23 protein-coding genes and 1 pseudogene are annotated in these 20385 nt (G+C 59.4%); 11 read left to right on the top strand and 13 right to left on the bottom strand.

What is annotated here, in order from left to right:
- Nucleotides 1-23 precede the first annotated feature (23 nt).
- Nucleotides 24-566: an exonuclease domain-containing protein gene (locus ACIPY9_RS21420; RefSeq protein WP_400706206.1), complete on the bottom strand. Its 543-nt coding sequence runs from the start codon at nucleotides 564-566 to the stop codon at nucleotides 24-26.
- 288 nt (nucleotides 567-854) lie between these two features.
- Between ACIPY9_RS21420 and ACIPY9_RS21415 the strand changes: the two genes are divergently transcribed.
- Nucleotides 855-1658, top strand: coding sequence for a substrate-binding periplasmic protein (locus ACIPY9_RS21415; protein WP_400706203.1), 804 nt, complete (start codon nucleotides 855-857; stop codon nucleotides 1656-1658).
- A 39-nt stretch (nucleotides 1659-1697) separates the two neighbouring features.
- Here ACIPY9_RS21415 and ACIPY9_RS21410 read toward each other — a convergent pair whose 3' ends face one another.
- The gene (locus ACIPY9_RS21410) at nucleotides 1698-1865 is read right to left on the bottom strand and encodes a DUF2897 family protein (RefSeq protein WP_400706143.1); all 168 of its coding nucleotides are present in this window, start codon (nucleotides 1863-1865) and stop codon (nucleotides 1698-1700) included.
- Nucleotides 1866-1979: 114 nt separating this feature from the next.
- Entirely contained in the window at nucleotides 1980-3344 is a 1365-nt protein-coding gene (gene eat, locus ACIPY9_RS21405) for an ethanolamine permease (protein ID WP_400706140.1), read from the bottom strand.
- A 303-nt stretch (nucleotides 3345-3647) separates the two neighbouring features.
- Here eat and pyrF point away from each other — a divergent pair, with 303 nt between their 5' ends.
- A complete protein-coding gene (pyrF, locus tag ACIPY9_RS21400; RefSeq protein ID WP_400706137.1) occupies nucleotides 3648-4346 on the top strand; it encodes an orotidine-5'-phosphate decarboxylase in 699 nt (232 codons plus the stop codon).
- A 60-nt stretch (nucleotides 4347-4406) separates the two neighbouring features.
- On the opposite strand, the gene ACIPY9_RS21395 is transcribed toward pyrF, so the two are convergent.
- Entirely contained in the window at nucleotides 4407-5411 is a 1005-nt protein-coding gene (locus tag ACIPY9_RS21395; protein WP_400706134.1) for an NADP-dependent oxidoreductase, read from the bottom strand.
- A gap of 198 nt (nucleotides 5412-5609) precedes the next feature.
- On the opposite strand from ACIPY9_RS21395, the gene ACIPY9_RS21390 reads away from it, so the two are divergent.
- The 3 genes and pseudogenes from ACIPY9_RS21390 (at nucleotide 5610) to ACIPY9_RS21380 (ending at nucleotide 8739) form a co-directional block, all read left to right on the top strand.
- On the top strand, nucleotides 5610-6545 hold the full coding sequence (locus ACIPY9_RS21390; protein WP_400706131.1) for an LD-carboxypeptidase: 936 nt from the start codon (nucleotides 5610-5612) through the stop codon (nucleotides 6543-6545).
- A 169-nt stretch (nucleotides 6546-6714) separates the two neighbouring features.
- A pseudogene (locus tag ACIPY9_RS21385) lies at nucleotides 6715-7881 on the top strand (HAMP domain-containing protein); the annotation flags it as partial.
- Nucleotides 7858-8739, top strand: a complete 882-nt coding sequence (locus ACIPY9_RS21380; protein ID WP_400706200.1) for a methyl-accepting chemotaxis protein — start codon at nucleotides 7858-7860, stop codon at nucleotides 8737-8739. The pseudogene ACIPY9_RS21385 and the gene ACIPY9_RS21380, both read left to right, overlap by 24 nt.
- 9 nt (nucleotides 8740-8748) lie before the next feature.
- On the opposite strand, the gene ACIPY9_RS21375 is transcribed toward ACIPY9_RS21380, so the two are convergent.
- Nucleotides 8749-9945, bottom strand: coding sequence for a benzoate/H(+) symporter BenE family transporter (locus ACIPY9_RS21375; protein ID WP_400706128.1), 1197 nt, complete (start codon nucleotides 9943-9945; stop codon nucleotides 8749-8751).
- Between the two features lie 20 nt (nucleotides 9946-9965).
- A complete protein-coding gene (locus ACIPY9_RS21370) occupies nucleotides 9966-10454 on the bottom strand; it encodes a MarR family winged helix-turn-helix transcriptional regulator (RefSeq protein ID WP_400706125.1) in 489 nt (162 codons plus the stop codon).
- An 82-nt stretch (nucleotides 10455-10536) separates the two neighbouring features.
- Here ACIPY9_RS21370 and ACIPY9_RS21365 point away from each other — a divergent pair, with 82 nt between their 5' ends.
- Genes ACIPY9_RS21365 through ACIPY9_RS21355 form a run of 3 tightly spaced genes read left to right on the top strand, consistent with a single transcriptional unit; the run spans nucleotide 10537 to nucleotide 12774 of the window.
- Entirely contained in the window at nucleotides 10537-11703 is a 1167-nt protein-coding gene (locus ACIPY9_RS21365) for a PLP-dependent aminotransferase family protein (RefSeq protein WP_400706122.1), read from the top strand.
- Nucleotides 11704-11742: 39 nt separating this feature from the next.
- Nucleotides 11743-12345, top strand: coding sequence for a glutathione S-transferase family protein (locus ACIPY9_RS21360; protein ID WP_400706119.1), 603 nt, complete (start codon nucleotides 11743-11745; stop codon nucleotides 12343-12345).
- A gap of 42 nt (nucleotides 12346-12387) precedes the next feature.
- Nucleotides 12388-12774, top strand: a complete 387-nt coding sequence (locus ACIPY9_RS21355) for a lysozyme inhibitor LprI family protein (RefSeq protein WP_400706116.1) — start codon at nucleotides 12388-12390, stop codon at nucleotides 12772-12774.
- An 18-nt stretch (nucleotides 12775-12792) separates the two neighbouring features.
- Here ACIPY9_RS21355 and ACIPY9_RS21350 read toward each other — a convergent pair whose 3' ends face one another.
- On the bottom strand, nucleotides 12793-13170 hold the full coding sequence (locus ACIPY9_RS21350; protein ID WP_400706113.1) for a glutaredoxin family protein: 378 nt from the start codon (nucleotides 13168-13170) through the stop codon (nucleotides 12793-12795).
- A gap of 58 nt (nucleotides 13171-13228) precedes the next feature.
- Nucleotides 13229-13774, bottom strand: a complete 546-nt coding sequence (folE, locus tag ACIPY9_RS21345) for a GTP cyclohydrolase I FolE (protein ID WP_400706110.1) — start codon at nucleotides 13772-13774, stop codon at nucleotides 13229-13231.
- A 261-nt stretch (nucleotides 13775-14035) separates the two neighbouring features.
- On the opposite strand from folE, the gene ACIPY9_RS21340 reads away from it, so the two are divergent.
- Entirely contained in the window at nucleotides 14036-14197 is a 162-nt protein-coding gene (locus ACIPY9_RS21340) for a hypothetical protein (protein ID WP_400706107.1), read from the top strand.
- Nucleotides 14198-14235: 38 nt separating this feature from the next.
- Here ACIPY9_RS21340 and ACIPY9_RS21335 read toward each other — a convergent pair whose 3' ends face one another.
- The 3 genes from ACIPY9_RS21335 to ACIPY9_RS21325 form a co-directional block, all read right to left on the bottom strand.
- On the bottom strand, nucleotides 14236-14793 hold the full coding sequence (locus ACIPY9_RS21335) for a Smr/MutS family protein (protein WP_400706104.1): 558 nt from the start codon (nucleotides 14791-14793) through the stop codon (nucleotides 14236-14238).
- Between the two features lie 46 nt (nucleotides 14794-14839).
- Nucleotides 14840-15160, bottom strand: a complete 321-nt coding sequence (locus ACIPY9_RS21330) for a hypothetical protein (RefSeq protein WP_400706101.1) — start codon at nucleotides 15158-15160, stop codon at nucleotides 14840-14842.
- A gap of 273 nt (nucleotides 15161-15433) precedes the next feature.
- Nucleotides 15434-16024: a cysteine hydrolase family protein gene (locus ACIPY9_RS21325; protein ID WP_400706098.1), complete on the bottom strand. Its 591-nt coding sequence runs from the start codon at nucleotides 16022-16024 to the stop codon at nucleotides 15434-15436.
- Between the two features lie 199 nt (nucleotides 16025-16223).
- Here ACIPY9_RS21325 and prmB point away from each other — a divergent pair, with 199 nt between their 5' ends.
- Nucleotides 16224-17132 (top strand): 50S ribosomal protein L3 N(5)-glutamine methyltransferase, encoded by a 909-nt coding sequence (gene prmB, locus ACIPY9_RS21320; RefSeq protein WP_400706095.1) that lies wholly within the window; start codon nucleotides 16224-16226, stop codon nucleotides 17130-17132.
- Between the two features lie 110 nt (nucleotides 17133-17242).
- Here the strand turns inward: prmB and ACIPY9_RS21315 are convergent, their stop codons facing one another.
- Together ACIPY9_RS21315 and ACIPY9_RS21310 are read right to left on the bottom strand one after the other, a co-directional pair.
- Complete coding sequence (locus ACIPY9_RS21315; RefSeq protein WP_400706092.1) at nucleotides 17243-18043, bottom strand: hypothetical protein; 801 nt, start codon at nucleotides 18041-18043, stop codon at nucleotides 17243-17245.
- A gap of 115 nt (nucleotides 18044-18158) precedes the next feature.
- A complete protein-coding gene (locus ACIPY9_RS21310) occupies nucleotides 18159-19154 on the bottom strand; it encodes an alpha/beta hydrolase (protein WP_400706089.1) in 996 nt (331 codons plus the stop codon).
- A gap of 131 nt (nucleotides 19155-19285) precedes the next feature.
- Here ACIPY9_RS21310 and aroC point away from each other — a divergent pair, with 131 nt between their 5' ends.
- Nucleotides 19286-20377 carry a chorismate synthase gene (gene aroC / locus ACIPY9_RS21305; RefSeq protein WP_400706086.1) on the top strand — a complete coding sequence of 364 codons (1092 nt, stop codon included), beginning with the start codon at nucleotides 19286-19288 and terminating at the stop codon, nucleotides 20375-20377.
- The last annotated feature ends 8 nt before the right edge of the window (nucleotides 20378-20385 follow it).

The following is a 20385-nucleotide window of genomic DNA, read 5'->3' as shown; positions in this document are numbered from 1 at the left end:
TCGTCACTTGGCAATCCGGATATTCAATTGGGAAGAATCAACGGCAGGAGCCGGGCGGTGTTGCGTGCATCGACCAGGGCGCGGTGCTGCTGACCGCTGAATTGCATGCCGGCCAGTTGCAGTGCGCTGTTGAGACCGGGCGGGCGTTGCAACTGACGGGCCTCGGCGAAGCGCTGTTTCAGGTTGACGTAGGGCATGCTGCTCAGAGAACTGTCCAGGTCATGCTGGCGCCATTCCTCTTCCAGTTGCCTGCGGTCGTAATCGCCCCAGCTGGCCCAGCCGACAATACGTGCCCGATGATGGCCCAGCCAGCGCTCGAATTGCGGCCATACACTGGTCAGCGGGGCGGCGCTGTCGATATTGCTCTGGCTGATATGCGTCAGTTCCCGGCAAAAGTGCGTCAGCAAGGGACGACGTGCGGGGCGTACGAAACGCTCGAAATGATCCAGTTCCCGTCCATCCTGATTCACAAGGGTTGCACCGATCTCGATGATTTCCATTTCTGCGACCGGCCATCCGCCTTCTTCGGTGGTAGCCTCCAGGTCGATCACCAGCCAATGCGGCATCATGAAGCTCCCATCCAACAGTTTTAGTGAGTTCAGAGTAGCCATATTCACCTGGCAATGCTCGATAAGGTTTGCTTCTGGCCCGTCAGGACTCGAAGCGAACCGTGGTTATGGCTTATGTGACCGCGTCTTTCCCCTGTTGTCTCTGCGGATGTTCATGCAAGCGTCGAATCGTGGATTTGGGTGTTGTTTAAACCTTTGAAACCGCATAGCTTGTAGTGTTTTTACCGATGCCTTTTCATGAAGACGCACACAGTGATAACGGATGTGTTGGTGCGCAGGGGAGCGATGCTGATCGCGTCGCTGTTACTGAGCTGGCAGGTGCAGGCGGCTCAAACCGTACGGGTTGCGGCCGTGCATTTCCCGCCCTATATGATTCGCCCCGAAAAGGGCAATGACACCGGCCTGTTGCCCAGGCTTATCGAAGCCCTGAATGCCAGTCAGCGCGACTATGAGTTCGTGGTGGTGCCCACTTCCGTGCAGCGCCGCTTTCGTGATTTCGCACAAGGCCGTTTCGACGTCGCCATCTTCGAGAACCCCGACTGGGGGTGGGGCAATGTGGCTTATGACAAGGTGGACATGGGGCTGGAAGATGCCGAAGTCTTCGTGGCACGACGGCTCGAGGGGCGTGGGCAGGGTTACTTCAACGATCTGTCGGACAAACGCCTGGCCTTGTTCAGCGGCTATCACTATGGGTTCGCCAATTTCAATGCGGACCCGAAATACCTGAACGAACACTTCAACGCCACGCTGACCTATTCCCATGACAGCAATCTGTTGATGGTGATACGGGGGCGTGTGGATATCGCACCGGTCACGCGCTCCTATCTGGTCGATTTCATGGCGCATAACCCGAGTGAGGCCGAGCAGTTTCTGGTTTCCGAGAAAGTGGATCAGCTTTACCGCCAATACGCATTGCTGCGCCCGGGCGGCAGCATCGGTGCACGACAGTTCGACCGGCTGTTGCAGCAATTGCGGGATAACGGGCAATTCGCAAAGATCTTCGAGCCTCTGCACATAGCCGTATTACCCGTCCCGCCATACGCCAGCGCGCCTGCCGAGAAGGCAGGTAACAAGAAAGGCGTTAAGTGAACCGCGGGCGGTGCCATGAGCGTACCGCCCCATGCAGGATCAGCGGTCTTTCGCTTCCTTGGCATCCATCTCGGCATTGCGTTCATGGATGCGTTTGAGCTGTTCTTCGGTCAATGGCAGTTTCTGTGCGGTGTCACGCAACAGCAGCAGGCCACCGACGATGGAACCAATTGCAACGATCAGAATTAACCAGGCGTACCAGGGCATAGCGCTCTCCTTGTTGTCATACCGGTTTGAGCAAGAGGGCTGCTCAATGGTTCAAGTGTATGCGCCCTGGTGAGGCCGCGCGAAACCTTGACGGTTTTACGCGGCCTTCGAGTGTTACAGGCCGGTCAGCATCGCGTCGGCAGGGGCGTCCGCGCGCGATTGTGCGGTCAGGCTGAAGTAGATGAAGCCGACAGCCATGAAGCAGAGGAAGATGAAACCGATCAGCAGGTTGAACCAGGTCATTGCCACCAGACACACGATGGCCAGGGCCAGGGCGATTCCCGGAACGATCGGGTAGCCGGGGGCGCGGAAACTGCGCTCCAGCAGGGGTTCGGTCTTGCGCAGCTTGAACAGGCTGAGCATGCTCATGATGTACATCACGATGGCGCCGAACACGGCCATGGTGATCATGGCGGCGGTCAGGGTCATGCCGCTCAGGTTGATCAGGCCGTCGCTGTAGATGGCGGCGATACCGATCAGGCCGCCAGCAATGATGGCCCGATGAGGTGTCTGGAAGCGCGAGAGCTTGGCCAGCGAAGCCGGCAGGTAGCCGGCACGGGCCAGTGCGAAGAATTGCCGCGAGTAGCCCAGGATGATGCCGTGGAAACTGGCAACCAGACCGAACAGGCCGATCCACACCAGCATGTGCAGCCAGCCGGAGCTTTCACCGACCACGGCTTTCATGGCCTGTGGCAACGGGTCGTTGATGTTGGACAGGGTGCGCCAGTCGCCCACGCCACCGGCAAACAGCATGACGCCTATGGCCAGCACGACCAGCGTCAGGATGCCGCTGACGTAGGCTTTTGGAATGGTGCGCTTGGGGTCCTTGGCTTCTTCGGCCGCCATGGCGGCCCCTTCGATGGCCAGGAAGAACCAGATCGCGAACGGAATGGCGGCGAAGATACCGGCAATCGCGCCCGGACCGAAGGTTTCGGCACCTGCCCAGCCATGCAGTGCAAAGTTGCTGAAGCTGAATGCCGGGGCCACAACGCCCATGAAGACCAGCAGTTCGGCCACGGCCAGAATGCAGACGACCAGTTCAAAGGTCGCGGCCAGTTTCACGCCCAGGATATTGAGGGTCATGAAGACGATATAGGCGCCGACCGCCGCATGCTTGGGGTCCAGGTTCGGAAACTGCACGTTCAGATAGGCGCCGATGGCCAGGGCAATGGCCGGAGGGGCAAAGACGAACTCGATCAGTGTCGCCATGCCGGCGATCAGGCCGCCTTTTTCCCCGAATGCGCGACGGCTGTAGGCAAACGGTCCACCTGCGTGCGGGATTGCAGTGGTCAGTTCGGTGAAGCTGAAGATGAAGCAGGTGTACATCGCCGCGACCATCAGGGCCGTGACCAGAAATCCGAGTGTCCCTGCCACGCCCCAGCCGTAGCTCCAGCCGAAGTATTCGCCGGAGATCACAAGCCCGACCGCGATCCCCCATAAGTGCAGTGTGCCTAACGTTGGCTTGAGTTGATTACTCATGTGTTTCTCCCTGAGGGTCCGAAAATCATCGAAACATTTTGTTGCAGGCTCCGTGCCAGTGCATGAATCGCCGTCGTATTGCTTCAAATGAGGTCGTTTATAGATCGCCCCTTGCAACTGATGCCTGCTTTTGTCCGGGTTTGGTGCGTAAAAATATGCCGCTGATCTCTGCAAGTGCGCCGAGAGCCTTGATCCAGAGCTTCATGCGACAAAGTCGTCGGGCAAATGCCGATCACCGGGTCCCGCCCGCTGAAAGGTTCAGATACAATGCGCGCCGATTTCGACTTACCTGAGAACACGCTCATGTCCGCCTGCCAGACTCCTGTCATCGTCGCCCTGGATTTTCCGACCCGTGACGCCGCCTTACGGTTGGCCGACCAACTCGATCCGAAGCTTTGCCGGGTCAAGGTCGGCAAGGAGCTGTTCACCAGTTGCGCATCGGACATTGTCGAAACCCTGTGCAAGAAGGGCTTCGAGGTGTTTCTGGATCTCAAATTCCATGACATCCCCAATACCACCGCCATGGCCGTCAAGGCTGCTGCGGAGATGGGTGTCTGGATGGTCAACGTCCATTGCTCCGGTGGTCTGCGCATGATGTCGGCCTGCCGTGAGGTGCTGGACAAGCGCAGCGGTCCGCAGCCGTTGCTGATCGGTGTCACCGTGCTGACCAGTATGGAGCGTGAAGACCTGGCTGGAATCGGTCTGGACATCGACCCTCAAGTGCAGGTATTGCGTCTGGCTGCGCTGGCGGAAAAGGCCGGCATGGACGGTCTGGTCTGCTCGGCCCTGGAAGCTCAGGCACTCAAGGCAGCTCACCCGTCCCTGCAACTGGTCACGCCCGGCATTCGCCCGGCCGGCAGTGCCCAGGACGACCAGCGCCGCATCCTGACCCCGCGTCAGGCACTGGACGCCGGTTCCGATTACCTCGTCATCGGCCGCCCGATCAGTCAGGCTGCCGATCCGGCCAAGGCCCTGGCGGCCGTTGTTGCAGAGCTGGCGTAATCCCCTTGTTCGCGAATGAATTCGCTCCTACCGTAGGAGCGAATTCATTCGCGAAGGGGCTCAGACCTTCAGCACCAGCTTGCCGAAGTTCTCGCCATTGAACAGCTTGAGCAGGGTTTCAGGAAAGGTTTCCAGCCCGTCGATCACATCTTCGCGGCTCTTGAGTTTGCCTTCGGCAATCCAGCCTGCCATTTCCTGGCCTGCTTCGGCAAAGCGCGCGGCGTAGTCCAGCACCACGAAACCTTCCATGCGGGCACGGTTGACCAGCAGCGACAGGTAGTTGCTCGGCCCCTTGATCGGTGCGGTGTTGTTGTACTGGCTGATGGCGCCGCAGACCACCACCCGGGCTCTTGGTGCCAGACGGCTGAGCACGGCATCGAGAATGTCGCCACCGACGTTATCGAAATACACGTCCACGCCTTTGGGGCATTCGCGCTTCAGGCCGGCCAGCACATCTTCGTTCTTGTAGTCGATCACCCCGTCGAAGCCCAGCTCTTCGGTCAGGGAGCGGCATTTTTCCTGCCCGCCAGCAATGCCGATGACCCGGCAGCCCTTGAGTTTTGCAATCTGCCCGGCCACGCTGCCCACGGCACCGGCTGCCCCGGAAATCACCACGGTGTCGCCACTTTTCGGCGCGCCGACATCCAGCAGGGCGAAGTAGGCTGTCATGCCGGTCATGCCCAGCGCCGACAGATAACGGGGCAGGGGAGCCAGCTCTGGATCAACCTTATAGAAGCCTTTTGGCTCGCCGAGAAAGTAATCCTGAACGCCCACCGAACCTTGCACATGATCGCCAACAGCGAACTGCGGGTTCTTCGAGGCGATCACCTCGCCCACTCCCAGGGCGCGCATGACATGCCCCAGCTCGACAGGTGGAATGTAGGATTTGCCTTCATTCATCCAGCCACGCATGGCCGGGTCCAGGGACAGGTATTGGTTACGCACCAGAATCTGCCCTTCTGCCACGTCTGCAACCGGTACTTCCTGATACGTGAAGTCCTTTCGGCCAGGCTGACCTACAGGTCGTTTGGCGAGCAGAAACTGGCGATTGGAAAGGGTGGTCATGACAGGTCCTCTAATGTGAAGGCGAAACCCTGATTGAAGCCGTTGATGTTGCCTCAGGCAAGCAACGGGTGCCCGGCGAATGCGTCTCCATCCAGCAGGATGATGCCTTTGGCCACTCGTTACCCAAGGTGTCTGTGACTTGAGTCGCCTGCCTTCGTGCTCTACATTGCCGATTCATTGAAAATCTGGATGGCCTGAATGTCCCCTACGAGTTTGCCGACCCTTTATCCGCGAGTACTGAAAGCCGGTGACGCCGTGGCCCTGGTTTCACCGGCCGGCCCGGTGGTGGCGTCGAAGATCGAGGCTGCCGTGGACGTGCTCAAGGGGTGGGGGCTGCGGCCGCGGGTCTATCCCCATGCACTGGACAAGCACTCTTTCTATGCCGGCACTGACGAGCATCGTCTTGGGGATCTCAACCGTGCGCTTGCCGATCCGGAAATCCGTGCCGTGATCTGCAACCGGGGAGGGTACGGCATGCAGCGTATCCTCTCGCAGCTGGATTTCGAGGCGGTTCGACGCGACCCGAAACTGGTGACAGGGTTTTCCGATATCACGGCACTGCATGGTGCGCTATGGACCCATGCGCGGCTGGCGAGCATTCATGGTCCGGTGGCGACGCAACTGGAGCGTGGAGGGCTGTTTGTCAGCGGTATGCATCAGGTGCTGATGGGCACCGAACCGGTATTGCTCAAGGCCGACCCGACGGCTCCGACGGCCAGTGTAAAGACGCAGGGCCGTGCTCAGGGTGTCCTGCTCGGTGGCAACCTGAGCCTGCTCAGTACTTGCATTGGTACGCCCTTCATGCCGGATCTGACGGGGGCGATCCTGTTGATCGAGGACGTGGGAGAGGCGGCTTATCGGGTCGACCGGATGCTGACGCATCTGGGCAACTGCGGGATTCTCCAGCGTCTGGCCGGTGTGGCGGTGGGCGAGTTCAGTGTGCCCGCCAATACCGGTGGTTCGATCAGCCCAGCCCACGTGTTGCTGGAGCGTCTCGGCGGGTTGGGCATCCCGCTACTGGGTGGCTTGCCGGTCGGGCATGGTGACGTCAATCAGGCTGTCCCTCTGGGAACTGAAGCGATACTGGATGCCGACGCTGGAACGTTGTGGGTGTCTGCCGCTGCCCATTTGTGATGCACGGCTTCCTGTCATGGCGCGATATCGGCCGTGATGAGTGCCATGTCCGTCAGGCACAGGGAAGACTGACCATTCTGAAAGCGACGTCTGCATAGCTCTTTGCCATTATCTGGCCGGGGCAGGCTTGCGTTTGATTCATCCCGTTGCGAATTTGCATGAATATTGGATGGCCTCGTCATGTGAGTCATTCAGGCGAATGAACCGAACGGGGATTGAACACATGATCTTGGCCATACAAGGACGATTCGCCAATCTCGGTATGGCGAAAAAACTGGGCTTGGGGTTTGCGCTGGTGTTGCTGCTGACGGCCGTGGTAGCCGTCATCGGTGTCTGGTCATTGAACTCTATCAGTCAGCACTTCGATGGCCTGAAGCAAATGTCTTCCCTTAACAGCGGGCTGTTGCGAGTGCGCTTGCTGGAGCAGGAATATGCCCTGCACAGCGATCCAAAGGTTGTCGAGCAGGTGCATGCCCGCATCGATGACCTGAATGCATTGGCGCAGTCGCTGCGAACGTACTCGCCTGGCAACGAGGCGGTGTTGTCCCGAGTCCAGCAGGCGCTGGATGCCTATCGCCGCTCTTTCGATGAGTTTGTCGATATCAGTCAAAGCAAGGACCTGGCGCTGGAAATGGCCAGCTGGTCAGTCTCCAGCGTGTCCAACAATCTCGATGTCCTGCAGTCGGGGCTGGCCGATGACGGGGCCTGGACGCTGAAGGATTCTCAAGGACAGCAGGGGAGCGAATTCATCGAACAGGCCAATGGCATTAGCCAGGTATCAAAGCTGATGCAGCAGGCGATGGAAGAAGCTCGTGTACGCTTGGACAAGAGCCGTCGGACCGGCTCGGGCGATGCGCTGAAGACTGGCACCATTGAACAGGCCGATCAGGCACGGGCGCTGGCGGAAGAGCTCAAGTCCCGGATAACGGATGAGGGTTACATGACGGTTCTGGGGGAGGTCAGCACGCACATTGTCGGCTTCACCGAAAAACTTCAGGAATACACAGACCTTCTGGCTCGGGAAGCCCAGGTTTCCAGCCAGTTGGCGAACAACGCCCGAGAAGTGATGGAGCAGGTCAGGCAGACCTATGCCGCGCAAGACCAGTCCATGCAGACCCAGCTTGCGAACAATACGCTACAGATTGTCGGGGCCTCGGTCGTGGCCTTGCTGGTCGGGTTCATTGCTTCATGGCTGATCACTCGCTTGATTGTCGGGCCTTTGCGCAGTGTGATCGGTCTGGCGCAACGCATTGCGGCCGGCGATCTGAGTGGTGGTGTACAAGTCAGAAGGCGTGATGAAATCGGTCAACTGATGCTGGCCATGCAACAGATGAGCGAAGGGCTGAGCAACATCGTCAGCGGCTTGCAGGCCGGCATTGAGCAACTGGCGAGTTCGGCGCACTCCTTGTCGGCGGTTACGGAGCAGACCAATCTGGAAGTCAGCACTCAGAAGGAGGAAACCGAGCAGGTCGCTACTGCCATGAATCAGATGACGGCCACTGTCCATGACGTTGCCCGTAATGCAGAAGAAGCCGCACTGGCTGCGCAAACGGCTGATGACACCGTCGGCAGCGGTCAGCATGTTGTGCGCCAGAGTATGCGACGCATTGAGCAACTGGCCAGCTCATCTGAGTCGGCGAGCGATGGTATCCAGCACCTGAGCGAAGAAATCCAGAATATCGGCCAGGTGTTGAGCGTGATCAAGAGCGTTGCCGAACAGACCAACCTGCTGGCGCTCAATGCGGCTATCGAGGCCGCTAGGGCTGGTGAGCAGGGCAGGGGCTTTGCGGTGGTGGCCGATGAGGTTCGCGCTCTGGCCCGACGTACACAGCAGTCCACTCAGGAAATCGAAAATCTGGTGCTCAGTCTGCAAAACGGGGCGCAGGCATCGGTGGCACAGATTCAGAGCAGTGGCGAGCTGGTCAGGCTGGCGGTCAGCGATGCCCGGCAGGCCGAGAGTGCGCTGGTCGGTATCGCAGCAGCGGTATCGACGATCCAGCAAATGAATCAGCAGATCGCTGCCGCTGCCGAGCAGCAGAGTTCTGTGGCTGAGGAGATCAATCGCAGTGTGACCAGCATTCGTGCCAGTGCCGATCAGTCGGCACTGGCCATGCAAGGCAACGCCACCTCAAGTCTCGAGCTGGCTTCTCTGGGAGTGGAGCTAAAAGGGATGGTGGGGCATTTCAGGCTTTGACAGGTTGCCTCACCCACCCTTGCGCACATTGAGAATCAACAGGGTCAGCACTCCGGCGACAATGCCCCACAATGCCGAGCCAATGGAAAACAGGGTCAGTCCCGACGCCGTGACCATGAAGGTGATCAACGCTGCTTCGCGCTCCTTGGGTTCGCTCATGGCCACTGTCAGGCCGTTGATGAGTGAGCCGAACAGGGCCAGCGCGGCAATCGACAGCACCAGTTCCTTGGGGAACGCGGCGAACAGGGCGGCCAGCGTTGCACCGAAAACCCCGGCAATTCCATAGAAGATCCCGCACCAGACGGCGGCCGTGTAGCGCTTGTTCTTGTCTTCATGGGCATTGGGGCTGGTGCAGATGGCGGCGCTGATTGCCGCCAGGTTGAGTCCGTGGCAACCAAAGGGCGCGGCCAGCAACGAGGTAATGCCCGTGGCTGTAATCAAGGGAGAGGACGGTGTGTGGTAATAGCCATCGGCACGCAGCACGGCGATGCCCGGCATGTTCTGCGAGGTCATGGCGACCACGAACAACGGAATGCCGATACTGATGGTCGAGGCCAGCGAAAACGTGGGCGTCGTCCAGACGGGCATCGCCACTTCCAGCGCCAGGCCCTTGAAGTTCAACAGCCCCAGAACACCGGCAATGGCTATGCCGACCAGCAGGGCCGCCAATACCGAGTAGCGCGGCGAGACGCGCTTGACCAGCAGGTAGGTAAAGAACATGCCCAGTACCAGGCCGGTTCGATGCTGGACGGCAATGAAAATATCGCTGCCGATCTTGAACAGAATGCCGGCCAGCAAGGCGGCCGCCAGTGAGGCTGGCAAGCGTTTGACCAGACGCTCGAAACTGCCGGTCATGCCACAGACGATGACCAGGATCGAGCAGGTGATAAAGGCACCGATGGCCTCCGGGTATTTCACGTCCCCCAGCGTGGTGATCAGCAAGGCCGCGCCGGGTGTCGACCAGGCCACGCTGACCGGTGCGCGATAACGTAATGACAGGCCGATGCTGCATATGGCCATTCCGATGAACACGGACAGGAGCCAGGACGATATCTGGCCATTGCTGAGGCCGGCTGCCTGTCCGGCCTGAAGCATCAGTACCAGCGAGCTGGTGCAGCCTGTCATCATGGCGATGAAGCCAGCGACCACGGCTGAAGGCGAGGAGTCTGCCAGGGGGCGTAATGGCGCTTTGAGAGTCTCGTTCATGCTGGCTTTCCTTGGCAGTGTCAGTCTTTTTTATCGTGAGTGTCGGCGTCCGGGCCGCCGGGTCTGGCACCGGACTGCAAGGTCAGGCCCAAGGCCTGGTTGACCGTCAGCCAACCGTCCACTGCTGCCTGACCTGCGTCGGAGAAGACGCGTTGCAAGAGCTTGACCTGTTCCCGGCGCAGCGCCTGCTCGAACTTGATGCCTTCCTCGCTCAATCCCAACAGCCGTTTGCGCTTGTCGGTGTCTGGAGCTGTGCTGTGTACCAGTTCCATGGCGATCAATTGCCGTAGCGGCACGTTCAGCGCCTGCTTGCTGACACCCAGGACAGTCAGCAGCTCCTTCACGCTCAGGCCGGGGTAGCGGGCGATAAAGAACACAATGCGCTGATGCACGCGACTGAACCCGCGCCGGGCCAGCATTTCGTCGGCCTTGGCGGTAAAGGCCTGATAGCCGAAAAAGAAGGCTTCCATGGCAATTTGCTGATTGGCAGGATTTTTAAGGTCAAGCATGTTGACGTATCCGGGGTTTGCGTCGTAATTTGAGTCAACAAGTTTGACGTATTTCCCTCTGACTCGGCTACAGGTAGTTGCCATGGCTTTTTCTGAACGTGTTTCCCGCCTGAAAAGTTCACTGATTCGCGAAATCCTGGCAGCGGCTCAACGGCCGGAAGTGATGTCCTTTGCCGGTGGCCTGCCGGCCGAGTCCATGTTGCCGAAGGTGGAATGGGCCGAGATGCCGTTGACGCTCGGCCAGTACGGCATGAGCGAAGGTGAGCCGGCATTGCGTGAAGCGCTGGCTGCCGAAGCCCGTGCGCTGGGGATCCCATGCCAGGCCAGCCAGGTTCTGGTGGTCAGCGGTTCGCAGCAGACCCTGGATCTGGCGGCCAAGCTGTATATCGATAAAGGTACTGAGGTCCTGCTGGAAGCGCCGACCTATCTGGCGGCCCTGCAAATCTTCCAGCTGTTCGGTGCCGATTGCCTGACCGTGCCCTTGCAGGCCGAAGGCCCGGACCTGATGGCCTTGCGTCAGCGTCTGGAGCAGCATAAGCCTGCGTTCGCCTACCTGATTCCAACCTTTCAGAACCCGTCCGCGGTGCGTTACAGCGAAGCCAGTCGCGATGCGGTGGCGGCCTTGCTCGATGAGTTCGGCGTGACGCTGATCGAAGATGAACCTTACCGCGAGCTGACCTTTGACGGCGGACGTGCGAAGCCGATCGTGGCCCGTCTCGAAAAGGCCAGCTGGATCTATACCGGAACTGTTTCCAAGACCTTGCTGCCGGGGCTGCGTGTCGGTTATCTGATTGCCAGCCCGGACCTGTTTCCGCACTTGTTGCGCCTGAAACAGTCCGCAGACCTGCACACCAACCGGATCGGCCAGTGGCAGGCCTTGCAGTGGATCGGCAGCGAACACTATCGTGAGCATCTCGGGGCACTGCGTGATTTCTACCGGGAGCGACGCGATGCCTTCGAGCTGGCCTTGCAGGCGCATTTCAGTGATCTGGCGGAATGGAACAGCCCGCAGGGTGGATTGTTCTTCTGGCTGACGCTCAAGCAGAAAATGGACACCAGGACCTTGCTCGATGCCGCTCTGGCGCAGGACGTTACTTTCATGCCGGGTGAGCCTTTCTTTGCGGACCCCGACGCCAATCACGGATATTTACGGCTGAATTTCAGTCATATCGATCCGGCACGGCTCAATGAGGGCGTAAAACGTCTGGCTGCCGTGATACGCAAGGCACAGATGGCCAAGGCAGCCTGATTCGATTCAGTACAAGGGATTTCACGGGGGAGCAGGGCAATGTACAAGGTTTATGGCGATTACAACTCGGGCAACTGTTACAAGGTCAAGCTGATGCTCAACCTCCTGGGGTGCGAGTACCAGTGGATTCCCGTGGATATTCTCAAGGGTGAAACCCAGACCCCGGCGTTCCTGGAAAAGAACCCCAATGGCAAGGTTCCGGTGCTTGAACTCAGCGACGGTACCTGCCTGTGGGAATCCAATGCGATTCTCAATTTCCTGGCCGACGGCAGTACCTACCTGCCGACCGAGCCACGTCTGCGTACACAAGTGTTGCAGTGGCAATTCTTCGAGCAATACAGCCATGAGCCAGCACTGGCGGTAGCGCGTTTTATCCAGTTCTACCTGGGCTTGCCCGAAGAGCGTTTGCAGGAATACCGTGGTTTGCAGAAATCAGGGTATCGGGCGCTGGCGGTCATGGAGCAGCAGCTCAAGCGCACGCCGTTTCTGGTGGGCGACAGCTTCTCCATCGCGGATATTGCCCTGTACGCCTATACCCATGTCGCGCATCAGGGCGGTTTTGATCTGACCCCATACCCGGCCATTCTGGCGTGGCTGGATCGGGTCAAGGAGCAGCCTGGCTATGTGGGCATGCTGGACTGACCGGCTGACAGGCACGGCTGAGTTGCAAAGAGGAGAAAACCCATGAGAGAGGCGATAGCGATCCTGGCGGCTGTCATGGCCCTGGGCGTGGGGTGTTCGGCGCAGGCAGAGGATTGCAACGCCAATCAGGCCAGTATGAATCAATGTGCGGGCAAGGATCTGGCCGCTCTCGATGCCGAGCTGAACCGGCAGTACAAGGCGCAGATGAACTGGCTGAAAACCCCTGCCCGAAAGCAGGCGCTCAAGGATGCGCAGCGCGCATGGATTGCCTTTCGTGATGCCGATTGTCTGTATCAGGTGGGCAAGGCCGAGGATTCAGGCTCCATCTGGCCCTTGTCGCAGGCGCAGTGCCTGGCTGCTCATACCCGCGTGCGGGTCGAACAGTTGAAAGCGTATGCGGAATGTCGCGAGGAGGGTTGCCCGCGTTGAGGCGGGCGACCCTTGGGATCAGACAGCGCTGAAACGCTGGTTCAGGTAATCGATGATGGTCCCGGATTCATACATCCAGGTGACCTTGTCGCCTTCCTGGATACGCAGGCAGGGAACCTTGATCTTGCCGCCTTCATTGAGCAGCGTCTGACGGTCGTTCTCGTTGTTCTTCGCGTCGCGCAGGGCGACTGGAACATTGAGGCGGCGCAGGGTGCGGCGAGTCTTCACGCAGAACGGGCAGGCGTGGAACTGATACAGCGTCAGGTCGCGAGCCGATTGATCGACGGCAGCCTGAGCCTGTGGATCACGCTTTTTCCTGCTCGGGCGGGTGATGAAATCAACGAGTATCACAAGCTGGCCGAGGCCAACCCGCAGGGCTTTCATGAACACGGTCATACCTCTTGTCGTACAGGACCGGCGTCACGGGCAAACCCTGTGACGCAGGCCAGGTGCCTTATTTGATAAGGCTGAGAAACTCGCTGCGGGTCGCTGAGTTCTCGCGGAACTCGCCCAGCATCACCGAAGTGATCATCGAGGAGTTCTGCTTTTCCACACCGCGCATCATCATGCACATGTGCTGGGCTTCGATGACCACCGCAACGCCCAGGGCGCCGGTAACCTGCTGGATCGCTTCGGCGATCTGGCGGCTCAGGTTTTCCTGGATCTGCAGGCGACGGGCGAACATGTCGACGATACGTGCGACTTTCGACAGGCCCAGCACCTTGCCATTGGGGATGTAGGCCACGTGAGCCTTGCCGATGAACGGCAGCAGGTGGTGTTCGCACAGCGAGTACAACTCGATGTCCTTGACCATCACCATTTCACTCGCATCGGAGCTGAACAGCGCGCCGTTGGTCACTTCTTCAAGGGTCTGCTCATAACCGCGGCACAGGTACTTCATGGCTTTGGCTGCACGCTTTGGCGTGTCCAGCAGACCTTCGCGCGAAACGTCTTCGCCCAGTTGACCCAATATGGCGGTGTAATTCTGTTCCAGTGTCACAGGGCTGTGTTTCCGTGTGGGTTTAGATAAACGCGAGGGCAGGGCCGTCGCCAAGTCGCACATAGTAACTTACGTGCGCATGCAGGTGTATGGCAGCTGCACAAATCGGCATATGGAAATCTGCTTGTATCCTGTTTGTTACCTGTTGGCTACCCGAATGCTACCCACTTATGCCGTTATCTGCTGTCTCAGGTATCAGTCGTCAATCACGGCGTCATGAGAGAGTAAATCCGGATGTTGAGTCGAGTAGCAAAAATAGCGATGTTCGTCGTCGTTCTGTCTTCGGTTTCCGGCTGCTGGCCGTTCTGGCCGGGGCCTGGCGGCGGGCATGGTGGTGGCGGTGGCGGGCATCATCAAGGCGGTGGCGGTCCCGGTGGTCCAGGCGGCCCTGAAGGCTTCGGCCCCGGTGGCGGCCCGCGCTGAGGACATTGGTCGGGCAGCCTTGCGGCTGCCCGATTCCGTCATTCGTCGCGACCTTCCATCATGGTGCGCTTGAGCATCACGTAAACCGCTCCCGCCCCCCCGTGTTTTGCCTGACACGAGCAGAACCCCAATACCTGAGCATGCTGGCGAAGCCAGGTGTTGACGTGGCTCTTGATCATCGGACGCTTGCCGTCCAGGCGCACTGCCTTGCCGTGCGTGACCCGCACACAGCGAATTTCCAGCTTCGTGGCTTCGGCGAGGAACTCCCAGAGGGTTTCCCGGGCGACTTCGACACTCATGCCGTGCAGGTCCAGGCTGCCCTCGAAGCTGATCTGGCCCAGTTTGAGCTTGCGCATCTGGCCTTCCTGGACACCGTCGCGTGCCCAGTTCAATACGTCTTCAGGGCCGACGTCGATCACGAATTGATCCGATAGACCGTCCACCGTGACCGTGTCGGTGCGCACCGTTGCCGACTGACGCAATCTGGCCAGCAGTTTGCGGTCGGTCTTCGGTTTACCGACATCAGCGTGTTCGTGCTTGAGGGGTTTGACGCCGCGCGTCTCGTTTCTGAACAGGGAAAAATCGTCGTCTTGCATGGGGCCTCCGCGAAGAGGGCCAGTTTAACCCTGCCGGACGGGATGGTCAGTCGTGTTTTTTCATCAGGTGTGCAGACAGGCTCAATCCGTTCGCCTGACGTCGGTGCCGACGGCAGCGCCGCCATAGCCTGATACCGATGTACAGCACGGACATTCCTAGGGCGGCGATCACGGCAGCACCTGTCGGCGTGGCATCCAGATCGCCCAGGGCATCAGGATGCCCGATCAGGCCGGAGGCACCGGCCATGATCAACAAGACACCGGTCGTCACCAGCACAGTGGCTATCGCTGTCGCGAAACGTGTGCCCCAATGGCCAGGCCCCTTGGGGCGCAGGCGGCGGGCATCGAAACCGTCAGATATTTTCATTCCGATTTCCTCGAGGGCTATCGGCGCTCTGACCTGAACAGCCGGGCGTTGTTCCCGGTTTCGATGGGGAAAGAGAAATTAAAGGGATGGGCGGTTGCGCGAGAGGGTACACAACTACGCAGGTGCCTCTCTAGGTTTTGTACGAAATGTCTTGATACTCGGTGATGCTGCGTTGAAAACGGTCTCGGAATGCTCATTTACAACCCGTAAACTCCGCTTCCTCGACCGTTTTCGCCTTGCCTGACCTTCGTCTCAAAACTTTTCGTACAGAACCTAGATCAGGTCCTTGGTCAGTGCCAGTGTCGCGAAGTTATCCGCCATGATTGCCATTTCCGTGCGGTGCACATCATGTGCGCTGACGACACCGTTGGGTCCGGGCAGGTTGCGGGTGGCGCAGGCATCGTCGACCAGGGTGCAGCGATAGCCGTAGTCCTTGGTCGCGCGGACTGTGGTGCTGATGCTCGAATGGCTCATGAAACCGCAGATGATCAGGTCCAGATGCCCGAGGCTTTGCAGCAGCTCATGCAGGCCGGTGCCGTTGAAGGCATTGGGCAGGCGTTTTTCGACCAGGTGTTCGTCTCCCTGAGGCACCAGCTCGGGAACCAGTTGACCCCGTTCGCCTTGCGGATCGAACAGACCGCCCACGGTGCCGAGGTGACGCACGTGCACGATAGGGCATTTGACCGCACGGGCCTTCGCCACCAGTTGACCGATGTTGTCCAGTGCTTCATGAATGCCTGTCAGGGCCAGAGGACCGCTGAGGTACTCCTTCTGAGCGTCGATGATGATCAGCGTGGCATTGCTCAGACTGGCCTGTGCATGGACACGGCCACTGAGTTGAAACATGGTCTTTAAAGAGGGCATTCAGAGGGCTCCTTCGGGTGGGGCTTTTGTGACATTCTCCTCTGGCTGAGCGCTTCTGTGAATCGGAACAATTGCAGGCCCCGGTTTTGCTGGGCTGCAGGGCAGTTTGTCGCAGTGGCTGGTGGCTGTTTGCCTTGATGAAGGGCGGTTAATGGTGGACACTTCGGGCCTGCCAGATTGTTTTCCCAGGAGCCTGTTCATGATCACTTCCCGTTTGCTCTCCGTGCGAGACCATATCCGCTGGGCTGTCAGTCGGTTTCACGAGGAAGATGTCTTTTTCGGGCACGGCACTGACAATGCCTGGGACGAGGCACGACAACTGGTACTCGGTGCCTTGCACTTGCCCTGGGAAATCGCGGACAGCTATCTGGACTGCCGCCTGGAAGTCGATGAAATCGCTGAATTGCAGCGTCTGATCAAGCGCCGTATCGATGAGCGCGTGCCTACCCCTTATCTGCTGGGGGAGGCCTGGTTTTGTGGCATGTCGTTCATTGTCGACGACCGTGTCCTGATCCCGCGCTCACCCATTGCCGAGCTGATCGAAGACCGTTTTGCACCCTGGCTGGCCACCGAGCCTGCGCGGATTCTGGACCTGTGCACCGGTTCGGGCTGCATCGGCATTGCCTGTGCCGACGAATTCCCCGAGGCCGAAGTGGTATTGGCCGATCTGTCGTTCGATGCCCTTGAGGTTGCCAATCAGAATATCGAGCGTCATGGTCTGGAAGAGCGTGTCTACACCGTGCAGGGCGACGGCTTCGATGCCTTGCCGGGCCAGCGTTTCGATCTGATCGTTTCCAATCCGCCTTATGTCGATGCCGAAGATTTCGCCGATATGCCCGTCGAGTTCCAGCACGAGCCTGAACTGGCGCTGGCCTGCGGCAGCGATGGCCTGAATCTGGTGCGCCGCATGCTGAGCCAGGCGGCCGATCACCTGACCGAAAAAGGCTTGTTGATCGTCGAAGTGGGCAACAGCCAGGTGCATGTTCAGGCGCTGTATCCGGAAGTCGACTTCGCCTGGCTGGACTTCCAGCGTGGCGGCCATGGCGTGTTCATGCTCACTGCCGAGCAGTGCCGTGAGCATCAGGCGCTGTTCGATTCCAGGATCTAGCAAACGGTAGGAGCGAATTCATTCGCGAGACGTCATTGAAGTTGATAAATTTTTTTCAGCTTCACGGCCTCTCGCGAATGAATTCGCTCCTACAGATGTTCTTGTAAGGCTCAGCGGTGGGTGGCAATCCAGATCAGCAGTCCGGCCTGGAACACGGCAAAGGTCACCAGACAGGCGATGGTGAAGCGCAAGCCGCTGTCTTCGCGCTTGTACTTGTTGACCCGGTCTTCATGGGCGCGAATCACGACTTCCTGCTCGGCCAGATTCTGCTCGGCCTTCTCCAGCATGTGCGAAGCTTCGAGAATCTCGATGATCTGCACCTTGTCGTTGTTCCAGGTGCTGTGCAGATTGCCGACGTGAACGTCCTTGATGCTGCCTTTCATGTGCTGTGCATCGGCGTAGACGACTTCAAAGCCCAGGGTTCGCAGGAAGTGATCGCGACGCAGGCGAGTGTCTTCGTTCAGACCGTCCTTGCTGGCCAGTGGCACGCCTTCAATCTTGTAGGACGACCATTTCTTCTGAGCCCAATGCACCGCGTGGGCGATCAGGAAGCGGCCCAGGCCACGGTTCCAGGGTTCGATCTGCAAGCCTGACTCCGGGCCGAATCGCACCATGTGCTTCTGATGATCGACCCAGACATCCAGATTGTTCTGCTCCTTGCGCACCCGCTGACCCGGCAGCTGGATATTGATACGCAGCAGGCTCAATTCCTTGCTGTGGCGCTCGGCCCGGCCAAACTGCACGAAACGCAGCGGCCGACCGCCAGTGGCGCGGTCGGTTGGCAATGGAGAAAGGCGAAGCATCTGGAAGCTTTCGGGCACCACGTCTTCCCAGGGCTGGGGTGGCGCAGCCTCGACTTCGGTCTTGGCGGGGGCTTCGACTTTTTCGGTCATGGTATGTGTGTCAGTCATTAACGGTGATCCTGTCCATGGCCTTGTGCAGCAAACACAATGCCAGCAAACCCCCTATCGGCCGGAATTCCCAACTCTAAAGGGCTGTCGGTTTTACTGGCGTCAAATCTTTCGTTCATGCAGGCGGTAACGCACCGATGAAGTGCAGGATGCGCTCCGAAAGTTCGCTTGCCAGCGGTAATGTCGGATTCTTGTACGAGTTCAACTGGGCTTCCAGATCACCGGGCACGATACGAAGGACGTGATTCATGCCATCGATCAGCGCCAGTTCGGCATCGGGCCTGGCTTTTTGCAGGCTCAGCGCATCATCCACGCCGACCTGAATGTCGTTGCGGCCCTGAATGATCAGGGCGGGCATCTTCAATCGACCGAACGCGGCGGCCGGGTCCTGGCGAAACAACGAAATCAGGTAGGGCTGGACGCTGGGCCGGAACACGACCTCAAGTTCTGCCGGTACCTTGTCGTCGGTCTTGCCGGCCTTCAGCTCATCGAGCAACTGATTGCTGCGTTGCAGCAGTTCCGCTGGCAGGCGTTCCCGAAACTGCTCCCGCAAGACCTGGTCCACCGGGCGACCGGTTCCCGCCACGGAAATCACGGCGCGGGCACCGGCTTTCTCGGCGGCCAGCGAGGCAACCAGTGCGCCTTCGCTATGCCCCAGCAGAATCAGCGGTCCAAGGCGAGGATTGGCCTTGAGTTTCAAGGCCCAGGCCTGGACATCGGCCACATAGGCCTCAATGCTCAGGTTGCGCTCATCCGGCGTCGCGGCCTTGCTGGCAGCGACGCCGCGCTTGTCGTAGCGGACACTGGCGATATTGTGTTTGGCCAGGAGGATGGCCAGGCGTTTCATGCTGTCGTTTCGGCCACCTTCGGGGTTGTTGCCATCACGGTCGGTCGGGCCCGAGCCTGCAATGATCAGCACCACGGGCACAGGTTTCTCGGATCTGGGAAGCAGAAGGGTGCCAGACAACGTGCCACTGCCGGTGTCTACGCTGATCGGCCGCTGCACAATGCCAGAAGGCGCGGCATGGGCCATACCCGTCAGCATGCACAGGGCCAGAAGCATTAAACGCAGGGCGTTCACGGCTCGAATCGGGGAAATGCCAGGTCGCATCGTAATGCCATCATTGGTTCAGGTTTCGCTTTGACGCGTGCGGTTGCATAAGGTTCGAGGATGAACTGTGCGGCCAGCCTGCGTATACTGGCGCGCTTGATTCATTTGATCTGATTTTTCGGAGCGCCCGCATGTCCGGCAACACTTTCGGCAAGCTGTTCACTGTCACCACCGCCGGCGAAAGCCACGGCCCGGCGCTGGTCGCTATCGTCGATGGCTGTCCACCGGGGTTCGAGCTGTCTCTGGAAGACCTGCAACGTGACCTGGATCGCCGCAAGCCCGGCACCAGCCGCCACACCACCCAGCGTCAGGAGGCCGACGAGGTCGAGATCCTGTCGGGTGTGTTCGAGGGCAAGACCACGGGCGCGTCCATCGGCCTGCTGATCCGCAATACCGACCAGAAGTCCAAGGACTACTCTGCGATCAAGGACCTGTTCCGCCCGGCTCACGCCGATTACACCTACCACCACAAGTACGGTATCCGCGACTACCGCGGTGGTGGCCGCAGTTCGGCACGCGAAACGGCCATGCGGGTGGCGGCAGGCGCTATCGCCAAGAAGTACCTGGCGACCCAGGGCATTGTCATTCGTGGCTACATGAGTCAGCTGGGCCCGATCCAGATTCCGTTCAAGACCTGGGATTCGGTCGAAGAAAACGCCTTCTTCTGCCCGGACCCGGACAAGGTGCCAGAGCTGGAAGCCTACATGGACCAGCTTCGCCGCGACCAGGACTCGGTGGGCGCAAGGATCACCGTCGTGGCCGAGGGCGTGAAGCCGGGTCTGGGCGAGCCGATCTTCGACCGTCTGGATGCCGACCTGGCCCATGCGCTGATGAGCATCAACGCGGTCAAGGGCGTCGAGATCGGCGCCGGTTTCGAGTGCGTTGCCCAGCGCGGTACCGAACATCGCGATGAACTGACGCCGGAAGGTTTCCTGTCCAATCAGTCGGGCGGCATTCTGGGCGGCATTTCGTCCGGGCAGCCGATCGTGGCGCATCTGGCACTCAAGCCGACGTCCAGCATCACCACACCGGGCCGCTCGATCGATGTCGATGGCAATCCGGTTGAGGTCATCACCAAGGGCCGTCATGACCCGTGTGTCGGCATTCGCGCCACACCGATTGCCGAGGCCATGATGGCGATCGTGCTGCTGGATCATCTGTTGCGTCACCGTGGGCAGAACGCCGACGTAAGCGTCAATACGCCTGTATTGGGTCAGCTGTAATGAGCGGC

It is taken from the genome of Pseudomonas sp. NPDC089734 (assembly GCF_044748865.1).
Lineage (GTDB): Bacteria > Pseudomonadota > Gammaproteobacteria > Pseudomonadales > Pseudomonadaceae > Aquipseudomonas.
The sequence above is the reverse complement of the archived record's forward strand: the minus strand, read 5'-3'. Positions and strand labels throughout refer to the sequence as shown.

What these genes read in the sequence shown, in the direction of transcription:
- ACIPY9_RS21420 (WP_400706206.1), bottom strand. Translation starts at nt 566, where the DNA reads ATGCCGCATTGGCTGGTGATCGACCTGGAGGCTACCACCGAAGAAGGC.
- ACIPY9_RS21415 (WP_400706203.1), top strand. Translation starts at nt 855, where the DNA reads ATGCTGATCGCGTCGCTGTTACTGAGCTGGCAGGTGCAGGCGGCTCAA.
- ACIPY9_RS21410 (WP_400706143.1), bottom strand. Translation starts at nt 1,865, where the DNA reads ATGCCCTGGTACGCCTGGTTAATTCTGATCGTTGCAATTGGTTCCATC.
- eat (WP_400706140.1), bottom strand. Translation starts at nt 3,344, where the DNA reads ATGAGTAATCAACTCAAGCCAACGTTAGGCACACTGCACTTATGGGGG.
- pyrF (WP_400706137.1), top strand. Translation starts at nt 3,648, where the DNA reads ATGTCCGCCTGCCAGACTCCTGTCATCGTCGCCCTGGATTTTCCGACC.
- ACIPY9_RS21395 (WP_400706134.1), bottom strand. Translation starts at nt 5,411, where the DNA reads ATGACCACCCTTTCCAATCGCCAGTTTCTGCTCGCCAAACGACCTGTA.
- ACIPY9_RS21390 (WP_400706131.1), top strand. Translation starts at nt 5,610, where the DNA reads ATGTCCCCTACGAGTTTGCCGACCCTTTATCCGCGAGTACTGAAAGCC.
- ACIPY9_RS21380 (WP_400706200.1), top strand. Translation starts at nt 7,858, where the DNA reads ATGCTGGCCATGCAACAGATGAGCGAAGGGCTGAGCAACATCGTCAGC.
- ACIPY9_RS21375 (WP_400706128.1), bottom strand. Translation starts at nt 9,945, where the DNA reads ATGAACGAGACTCTCAAAGCGCCATTACGCCCCCTGGCAGACTCCTCG.
- ACIPY9_RS21370 (WP_400706125.1), bottom strand. Translation starts at nt 10,454, where the DNA reads ATGCTTGACCTTAAAAATCCTGCCAATCAGCAAATTGCCATGGAAGCC.
- ACIPY9_RS21365 (WP_400706122.1), top strand. Translation starts at nt 10,537, where the DNA reads ATGGCTTTTTCTGAACGTGTTTCCCGCCTGAAAAGTTCACTGATTCGC.
- ACIPY9_RS21360 (WP_400706119.1), top strand. Translation starts at nt 11,743, where the DNA reads ATGTACAAGGTTTATGGCGATTACAACTCGGGCAACTGTTACAAGGTC.
- ACIPY9_RS21355 (WP_400706116.1), top strand. Translation starts at nt 12,388, where the DNA reads ATGAGAGAGGCGATAGCGATCCTGGCGGCTGTCATGGCCCTGGGCGTG.
- ACIPY9_RS21350 (WP_400706113.1), bottom strand. Translation starts at nt 13,170, where the DNA reads ATGACCGTGTTCATGAAAGCCCTGCGGGTTGGCCTCGGCCAGCTTGTG.
- ACIPY9_RS21340 (WP_400706107.1), top strand. Translation starts at nt 14,036, where the DNA reads ATGTTCGTCGTCGTTCTGTCTTCGGTTTCCGGCTGCTGGCCGTTCTGG.
- ACIPY9_RS21335 (WP_400706104.1), bottom strand. Translation starts at nt 14,793, where the DNA reads ATGCAAGACGACGATTTTTCCCTGTTCAGAAACGAGACGCGCGGCGTC.
- ACIPY9_RS21330 (WP_400706101.1), bottom strand. Translation starts at nt 15,160, where the DNA reads ATGAAAATATCTGACGGTTTCGATGCCCGCCGCCTGCGCCCCAAGGGG.
- ACIPY9_RS21325 (WP_400706098.1), bottom strand. Translation starts at nt 16,024, where the DNA reads ATGCCCTCTTTAAAGACCATGTTTCAACTCAGTGGCCGTGTCCATGCA.
- prmB (WP_400706095.1), top strand. Translation starts at nt 16,224, where the DNA reads ATGATCACTTCCCGTTTGCTCTCCGTGCGAGACCATATCCGCTGGGCT.
- ACIPY9_RS21315 (WP_400706092.1), bottom strand. Translation starts at nt 18,043, where the DNA reads ATGACTGACACACATACCATGACCGAAAAAGTCGAAGCCCCCGCCAAG.
- ACIPY9_RS21310 (WP_400706089.1), bottom strand. Translation starts at nt 19,154, where the DNA reads ATGCGACCTGGCATTTCCCCGATTCGAGCCGTGAACGCCCTGCGTTTA.
- aroC (WP_400706086.1), top strand. Translation starts at nt 19,286, where the DNA reads ATGTCCGGCAACACTTTCGGCAAGCTGTTCACTGTCACCACCGCCGGC.